The sequence below is a fragment of the Variovorax sp. 01T439_2 genome (genome assembly GCF_056398445.1).
Map to the genome: position 1 here is coordinate 1 of NZ_JBFTPJ010000193.1, position 7,569 is coordinate 7,569.

At 70.0% G+C, this 7,569-nt stretch carries 5 protein-coding genes and 2 pseudogenes; 6 read left to right on the forward strand and 1 reads right to left on the reverse strand.

Translation table 11 applies throughout. From position 1 onward, the window contains the following. Together AC1DOC_RS11525 and AC1DOC_RS11530 are read left to right on the forward strand one after the other, a co-directional pair. Positions 1 to 143: pseudogene (locus AC1DOC_RS11525) on the forward strand (zinc-binding alcohol dehydrogenase family protein); the annotation flags it as partial. 14 nt (positions 144 to 157) lie between these two features. After that, positions 158 to 727: a GNAT family N-acetyltransferase gene (locus tag AC1DOC_RS11530; RefSeq protein ID WP_478079135.1), complete on the forward strand. Its 570-nt coding sequence runs from the start codon at positions 158 to 160 to the stop codon at positions 725 to 727. Between the two features lie 16 nt (positions 728 to 743). Here the strand turns inward: AC1DOC_RS11530 and AC1DOC_RS11535 are convergent, their stop codons facing one another. Further along, positions 744 to 2,102, reverse strand: a complete 1,359-nt coding sequence (locus AC1DOC_RS11535) for a PQQ-dependent sugar dehydrogenase (RefSeq protein ID WP_478079134.1) — start codon at positions 2,100 to 2,102, stop codon at positions 744 to 746. Positions 2,103 to 2,261: 159 nt separating this feature from the next. Here AC1DOC_RS11535 and AC1DOC_RS11540 point away from each other — a divergent pair, with 159 nt between their 5' ends. The 4 genes and pseudogenes from AC1DOC_RS11540 to tcuC all read left to right on the forward strand — a co-directional run. Beyond that, on the forward strand, positions 2,262 to 3,011 hold the full coding sequence (locus AC1DOC_RS11540; RefSeq protein WP_026283887.1) for an alanyl-tRNA editing protein: 750 nt from the start codon (positions 2,262 to 2,264) through the stop codon (positions 3,009 to 3,011). A 51-nt stretch (positions 3,012 to 3,062) separates the two neighbouring features. After that, entirely contained in the window at positions 3,063 to 5,273 is a 2,211-nt protein-coding gene (locus AC1DOC_RS11545) for a protein-disulfide reductase DsbD family protein (RefSeq protein ID WP_478129056.1), read from the forward strand. A gap of 92 nt (positions 5,274 to 5,365) precedes the next feature. Further along, on the forward strand, positions 5,366 to 6,058 hold the full coding sequence (locus AC1DOC_RS11550; protein WP_012745883.1) for a thioredoxin family protein: 693 nt from the start codon (positions 5,366 to 5,368) through the stop codon (positions 6,056 to 6,058). Positions 6,059 to 6,163: 105 nt separating this feature from the next. Next, a pseudogene (gene tcuC, locus AC1DOC_RS11555) lies at positions 6,164 to 7,569 on the forward strand (tricarballylate/proton symporter TcuC); the annotation flags it as partial.

A 7,569-nucleotide genomic window follows, 5' to 3' on the forward strand; every position in this document is an offset into this window, starting at 1 on the left:
GGTCGACGCGGGTCGACGCGGGGCGCATCCGCACCACCGCCAATGCGAGCTTCGGCGCCATCAACGCCGCCAACCTCCGGAAGGCGCACGCGCTGATCGAAAGCGGCAAGGCCCAGGGCAAGGTGGTGCTCGCAGGGTTCTGAGCACAATCGGCCGCATGGCCGAAGCAAGCATCCAGCCCCCGATCGAATTCGAAACCCCGCGCCTTCGGCTGCGCCAGTGGCAGGAGAGCGATCTCGCGCCCTTTGCCGCGCTTGCAGCCGATCCGCTGGTGATGGAGTTCCTGCTGCCGGTGCCCACGCGGGCAGACAGCGATGCGCTGGCCGCGCGCATCAGGGCCCGCATCGCCGAGCAGGGCTGGGGCCTGTGGGCCGTGGAGCACAAGGCGTCGGGCGAGTTCGCCGGCTTCACGGGCCTCAACGTGCCGATGGCCGCGCTGCCCTTTTCGCCCTGCGTCGAGATCGGCTGGCGCTTCGCCCGAAAGTGGTGGGGCCAAGGGCTCGCGACCGAGGCCGCGCGCGCCGCCTTGCAGGTGGGTTTCGAGCGGCTCGGATTCGAAGAAATCGTGGCGTTCACGGCGTTCGGCAACCACCGCTCGGCGGCGGTGATGGAGCGCCTGGGCATGCGTGAAGACGTTGACGGCGCCTTCGACCACCCGGCCGTGCCCGAGGGGCATGCGCTGCGGCGGCACAGGCTTTATCGCATCGCCCGGCCGAAGCAAGGATGATGAAGGCCGCGCGCCACTACTTCGCCTGCGCCGACACGCGCCAGACCACGTTGCCCACGTCGTCGGCCACCAGCAGCGCGCCGCTCTTGTCGAGCGCCACGCCCACCGGGCGGCCGTGGGCCTTCTCGTCGGCCGAGAGGAAGCCGGTCAGCACGTCGACCGGCGGTCCGCTCGGCTTGCCGCCGGAAAACGGCACGAACACCACCTTGTAGCCCGACTTGGGCTTGCGGTTCCAGGAGCCGTGCTCGCCGATGAAGGCGCCGTTGGCGAACTGGGGCGGCATGCCGCGGCCGTCCGAGAAGACCAGGCCCAGCGCCGCGACATGGGCGCCGAGCGCGTAGTCGGGCGCGATGGCCTTGGCCACCATCTCGGGGTTCTGCGGCGTGACGCGCGCATCCACCTTGCTGCCGTAGTAGCTCCACGGCCAGCCGTAGAAGGCGCCGTCCTTCACCGAAGTCAGGTAGTCGGGCACCAGGTCGCTGCCGATCTCGTCGCGCTCGTTGGCCACCGTCCACAGCGCCTTGGTTTCGGGCTGCCAGGCCATGCCGTTGGGGTTGCGCAGGCCGCTTGCGAACAGGCGCTTTTCGCCGCTCTTCACGTCCACTTCCCAGATGGCGGCGCGGCCTTCTTCGGCGGCCATCCCGTTCTCGCCGATGTTGCTGTTGGAGCCGACCGTGACGTAGAGCTTGGTGCCTTCGGCGTTGGCGATCACGTTCTTGGTCCAGTGGTGGTTGATGCCCGCGGGCAGCGGCGTGACCACCGTGGGCGCTGCGCTCACCGAAGTCTGGCCCTCGGTGTAGGGCACCTTGACGAGCGCGTCGGCGTTGGCGATGAACAGCTCGTTGCCCACCAGCGCCATGCCGAAGGGCGAGCTCAGGTTCGACAGGAACACCTGCCGCACCTCGGCCGCGCCGTCTCCGTCGGCATCGCGCAGCAGCGTGATCCGGTTGGCGCTGGGCGCGTTGGCCCCGGCGCGGCCCATGACCTTGCCCATGACCCAGTTGCGGACCTTGGCCATCGGACCGCTGCCGCCGTCGCTGCTGCCTTCGGGCTTGGGCGGCCTGTTGCTTTCGGCCACCAGCACGTCGCCGTTGGGCAGCGTGTAGACCCAGCGCGGATGGTCCAGCCCGCGCGCCAGTGCGCTCACGCGCAGGCCCTGGGCGGGCTTGGGGGCGGCGGTGTCGGTCCAGCCGACCGCCTCGGCCACGTTCACGGTGGGAATCAGCGTCTTGTTGGGTTCGGCCAGTTGCGGGCGCGGCCCGGTGGTGGCCTCGGGCGCCACCTTGGCGGTTTCGCCGCAGCCGGCCAGCGCCAGCGCTGCAGCCACGGCGGCCGTCCAGGCCAGCGGGGAAATGGCGATGCTCGGTACCTTCATTCGCGCTCCTTGGTTGCTGCGGCGCGGAGGCCGCCCTTTTCCTTTTTCAGCGTCGTTCCTTCGGCAAATCATGAGGACGGCGCCGGCATGGGCTGTCGGCCATGGGCGCTTTTTGGCGTGGGCGCACCCCATTCACGCATCGCCGCTACCATCGGCCGCATGACCGACGACCTGTTCCGCGCCGACGCCTACCTGCGCGCCTGCGAAGCCCGCATCCTGCGCATCGACGACACCGGCATCGTGCTGGACCGCACGGTGTTCTATCCGCTGGGCGGCGGGCAGGCCGGCGACACCGGCGTGCTGGCCTTGGCCGACGGGCGCGAACTGGCCATTGCCGACACGCGCAAGGCAAAGAACGAGGAAGGCCAGCCCACGCAGGAAGTCGTCCACGTGCCGGCGCCTGGCCAGGCCGAACTGCTCGCCGCGCTCGAGCCCGGCGCCGCCGTGACCGCCCGCCTCGACTGGGAGCGCCGCCACCGGCTGATGCGCTTCCACACCGCGAGCCATCTGCTGTGCCACCTGGTGCCGGTACCGGTGAACGGCTGCTCGATCACGCCCGACTACGCGCGCATCGACTTCCACATGACCGATCCGCTCGACAAGGAAGCGCTGACGGCCGGCCTTGCGCGGCTGGTGGAAGCCGCGCATCCGCTGACCGTGGGCGCCATCACCGACGAGGAGCTCGACGCCAACCCGGCGCTGGTCAAGAGCATGAGCGTGCAGCCGCCGCGCGGCACGGGCACGGTGCGCACCATCCGCATCGGCGGCGAGGGCGAGGCGCAGATCGACTTCCAGCCCTGCGGCGGCACGCATGTTGCAAACACCGCCGAGATCGGCGCCGTGATGGTCACCAAGATCGAGAAAAAGAGCGCCAACAGCCGCCGCGTGGTGCTGGGCTGGGCCGCCTGAGCCGCCGCAACCCTCGGAACTTCGCACCACTCCCCTGCTCCGACTGACGGCATGATCTTTTCCCGCTTTCACATCGCTACGTTTCTGGTAGCAGCCGCCGCAGCCTGCATGCCGGCTGCGGCCCAGTTGGCATCCAGGCCGGGCGCGGTGGTCACCACCCCTCACGTGCGCGCCGAATTGGTGGCGCATGCGCCCGAAGGCGTTGCGCCGGGCGCACCGGTCTGGGTCGGCCTGCAGATCACCCACCAGCCCGAGTGGCACACCTACTGGAAGAACGCCGGCGATTCGGGCCTGCCCACCGAGCTGAACTGGACGCTGCCGAGCGGCGTGGCGGCCGGCGAGATCGCCTGGCCGGTGCCGCGCAAGATCCCGGTCGGCAACCTCGCCAACTACGGCTACGAAGGCACGGTGCTGCTGCCGGTGCCGCTCGAGGTGTCGAGCAACTTCAAGCCGCCGCTGGCGCTGGGCGCCGGCGCCTCGGCGCTCGATGTGCGGCTCAAGGCCAGCTGGCTGGTGTGCCGCAAGGAGTGCATTCCCGAGGAGGGCGAATTCACCCTGGCCCTGCCGCTGCAGGGCTCGACCGCGCTGCACAAGGCCGAGTTCGACGCGGCGCAGGCCGCGCAGCCGCAGCCGCTGGGCAAGCCGGGCGCGGTCGAGGTCAGCGGCAACAACCTGCAGGTGCGCCTCGAAGGCCTGCCCGCCTCGGCCCGCGGCAAGACCCTGGGCTTCTTCCCCGAAACGCCCGAGCTGATCCGCACCGCCGCCGAATCGGGCAAGGACTGGACCCAGAACTGGCAAGGCGGCACCTGGATCGCCTCGCTGCCGCTGGCCGACCAGCGCAGCGCCAGCCCGACGACCCTGCCACTGGTGGTGGCGCTGGCCGAGGCCGACCGGCAGCCGGGCCAGCCCGTCGCCTGGCGCACCGAGGCGCCCGTCAGCGGCAACTGGCCCGCCGCGGCGCCGCGCGCGGAGGTCTCGCCCGCGCTGCAGGCGGCCCTGGCCGCCAATGCGGCCGCCGCTCCGTCATCGCCTTCTTCGGAGCTGCCGCCGCAACCCACGGTCACGCTGATGGCCGCGCTGCTCGGCGCGCTGCTCGGCGGACTGCTGCTGAACCTCATGCCCTGCGTCTTCCCGATCCTGGCGATCAAGGTGCTGGGCTTCGCGCGGCAGGCCGGGAACCACAGCGCGCACCGCACCGCGGGCCTGGCCTACACCGCCGGCGTGATGCTCTCGGTTCTTGCGCTGGGCGGCGCCATGCTGGCGCTGCGCGCGGCCGGCGCCCAACTCGGCTGGGGCTTCCAGCTGCAATCGCCGGCCGTGGTGGCGGCGCTGGCGGCGCTGTTCACGCTGATCGGACTCAACCTCGCGGGCCTGTTCGAATTCGGCCGCGCGGCGCCCCTGTCGCTGTGCTCGGCGCAGGCCCGCCATCCGATTGCCAACGACTTTCTTTCGGGCGTGCTGGCGGTGGTGATCGCTTCGCCCTGCACCGCGCCGTTCATGGGCGTTTCGCTCGGCTTTGCCATCGGACTTCCGGCGACCCAGGCGCTGCTGCTGTTCGCCGCGCTCGGCCTGGGCCTGGCGCTGCCGTACCTGGTGGCGGGCTTCATTCCGGCCGTGGCGCTGCTGCTGCCCAAGCCCGGCCCCTGGATGAACACGCTGCGCCGGCTGCTGGCGTTCCCGATGTTCGCCACCGTGGCCTGGCTGGTCTGGGTGCTGGGCCAGCAAAGCGGCATCGATGGCGCAGGCACCCTGCTCGCGCTGCTGGTGTGCATGGCCGCGATCGTCTGGGCGCTGACGCTGCGCGGCCGCACGCGGCTGGTGATTGCCACGCTGATGGTCGCATTCACCGCGGTGCTGGCCGCCGCCATCGGGCGCAACGTGCTGCAGACGGTGGAGCCGGCCAGGATGGCGGCCACCGCGGGGCAGCGCTGGCAGCCCTGGTCGGCCGAGCGCGTGGCCGAGCTCACGGGCGCCGGGCAGCCGGTGTTCATCGACTTCACGGCCGCTTGGTGCGTGACCTGCCAGTACAACAAGAAGGCCACCCTGGCGGATGCCGAGGTGCTGGCCGATTTCGACCGCAGGAAGGTCGCGATGCTGCGCGCCGACTGGACGCGCCGCGACCCGGCCATCACCGCCGCGCTGACCGCGCTCGGCCGCAGCGGCGTGCCGCTGTACGTGCTGCAGGCCCCCGGCAAGGCGCCGGTCGTGCTGACCGAGATCCTGGGCAAGGACGAGGTGCGCGCCGCGCTTGCCGCGCTTTGACCCCCGGCGTGACATGGGTTGTCACATGCACATGAGCAAAGCGCTCTAAGCTGTCGCCGTTGTTCGTTTTTCTTTTGGAGTTCAAGCTGGCCATGTCACTTTCGCCATCGTCCGACTCGCGTTCCATTCGTGCCGCGCGCCATGCCCGTGCGGCCCTCAGCCGCGCCTCGCGCCGCGCCGTGGTGGCGGCCGCCGTGGCACTGGGCGCCACCTTCCTGATGGGCAACAATGCCTTCGCCGCGCCCGCCGTGGGCCAGCAGGCACCCGACTTCGTTGCGGTGGACACCAGCGGCGCCAAGCACAAGCTGTCCGACTTTGCCGGCAAGTTCGTGGTGCTCGAGTGGACCAACCCGGGCTGCCCCTTCGTGCGCAAGCACTACAACAGCGGCAACATGCCCGCCACGCAGAAGGCCGCCACGGCCCAGGGCGTGGTCTGGCTGTCGGTCAATTCCACCGAGCGCGCGGCCAGCGACTACCTGCAGCCCGCCGCGCTCGACGCCTGGATGAAGTCGCAGAAGGCCGCGCCCACCGCAGTGCTGATGGACGAGGACGGCGTGATCGGACAGGCCTACGGCGCGCGCACCACGCCGCACATCTTCATCATCGATCCCAAGGGCATGCTGGTGTATGCGGGCGGCATCGACAGCATCGCCTCGGCCCGGCCCGACGACATCAAGAGCGCGACCAACTACGTCAACCAGGCGCTCGGCGAAGCCTTCGGCGGCAAGCCGATCTCGACCGCCTCCACGCGGCCCTACGGCTGCTCGGTGAAGTACAAGAGCTGACGACGCCCCACGGGCAGTGACAGGTACCTGACTCGCGCGGTCAGGCGGTGGTCGGGAACCCCGGCCTACCCTCGGACGAACGACATCGCCCAAGGGGACAACCAGATGAATCCTGCGCAATCCGCCGCGCAACCATCGGCCGCGGCCGCCGCCCGCACCGCGCCAGGCACCGCTTCTTCCAGCGCTTCCTCCTCCTCGAAATTCGCCACCGTGCTGCGCGTGACGGGCGGCAATTTCATGGAGATGTTCGACTTCTTCCTGTTCGGCTTCTACGCCACGCAGATCTCGAAGGCCTTCTTCCCGGCGGGCAACGAATTCGCCTCGCTGATGCTGACCTTCATGACCTTCGGCGCGGGCTTCCTGATGCGGCCGCTGGGCGCGATCTTCCTGGGCGCCTACGTCGACCGCGTGGGCCGCCGCAAGGGCCTGATCGCCACGCTCGCGCTGATGGCGGTGGGCACGCTGCTCATCGCCTGCGTACCGAGCTACGCCACCATCGGCTTCGCGGCGCCGCTCCTGGTGCTGGTCGGGCGGCTGCTGCAGGGCTTCTCGGCCGGCGTGGAGCTCGGCGGCGTCTCGGTCTACCTGTCGGAGATGGCCACGCCGGGGCGCAAGGGCTTCTACGTGAGCTGGCAGTCGGCCAGCCAGCAGGTGGCGATCATCGTGGCGGCCGCGCTCGGCTACTGGCTCAACGTGACGTTCAGCCCGCAGGAGATCGGCGACTTCTACTGGCGCATTCCGTTCTTCGTCGGCTGCCTGATCGTGCCGGTGCTGTTCATCATCCGCCGCTCGCTGCAGGAGACCGAGGAGTTCATGGCGCGCAAGCACCGGCCCGACGCGCGCGAGATCTTCCAGTCGATGGTGGCCAACTGGGGCCTCGTCGTGGCCGGGATGATGCTGGTGTCGATGACCACCGTGTCGTTCTACCTGATCACGGTCTACACGCCCACCTTCGGCAAGTCGGTGCTGCACCTGAGCACGACCGACGCGCTGGTCGTCACGCTCTGCGTGGCCATCTCCAACTTCATCTGGCTGCCGGTGATGGGCGCGCTGTCCGACCGCGTGGGCCGCAAGCCGCTGCTGATTCTCTTCACGGTGCTGACCATCCTCACCGCGTACCCGTCGCTCAAGTGGCTGGTCGGCGCGCCGAGCTTCGGGCGCATGCTCGAAGTGGAGCTGTGGCTGTCGTTCCTCTACGCGAGCTACAACGGCGCGATGGTGGTGGCGCTCACCGAGGTGATGCCGGTCAATGTGCGCACCGCCGGCTTCTCGCTGGCCTACAGCCTCGCGACGGCGCTGTTCGGCGGCTTCACGCCCGCCATTGCCACCGGCCTGATCGAGATGACCGGCGACAAGGGCGCCCCGGGCCGGCCGCTGCCGCCTGCGGGCTGGTGGCGACGCTGGTGCTCTATCGGCGCAACGTGGACCCGGCGGATTCGGTGCGGGTGCGTGCGGGTGCCGGTGGTCTGAATTTTTTCGGCTCGCTCTTGCTGGCTTTTGCTGGTTCAGGG

Excerpts from the sequence above, each read along its gene's own strand:
- AC1DOC_RS11545 (WP_478129056.1), top strand. The coding sequence starts at position 3,063 with ATGATCTTTTCCCGCTTTCACATCGCTACGTTTCTGGTAGCAGCCGCC.
- AC1DOC_RS11550 (WP_012745883.1), top strand. The coding sequence starts at position 5,366 with ATGTCACTTTCGCCATCGTCCGACTCGCGTTCCATTCGTGCCGCGCGC.
- AC1DOC_RS11540 (WP_026283887.1), top strand. The coding sequence starts at position 2,262 with ATGACCGACGACCTGTTCCGCGCCGACGCCTACCTGCGCGCCTGCGAA.
- AC1DOC_RS11530 (WP_478079135.1), top strand. The coding sequence starts at position 158 with ATGGCCGAAGCAAGCATCCAGCCCCCGATCGAATTCGAAACCCCGCGC.
- AC1DOC_RS11535 (WP_478079134.1), bottom strand. The coding sequence starts at position 2,102 with ATGAAGGTACCGAGCATCGCCATTTCCCCGCTGGCCTGGACGGCCGCC.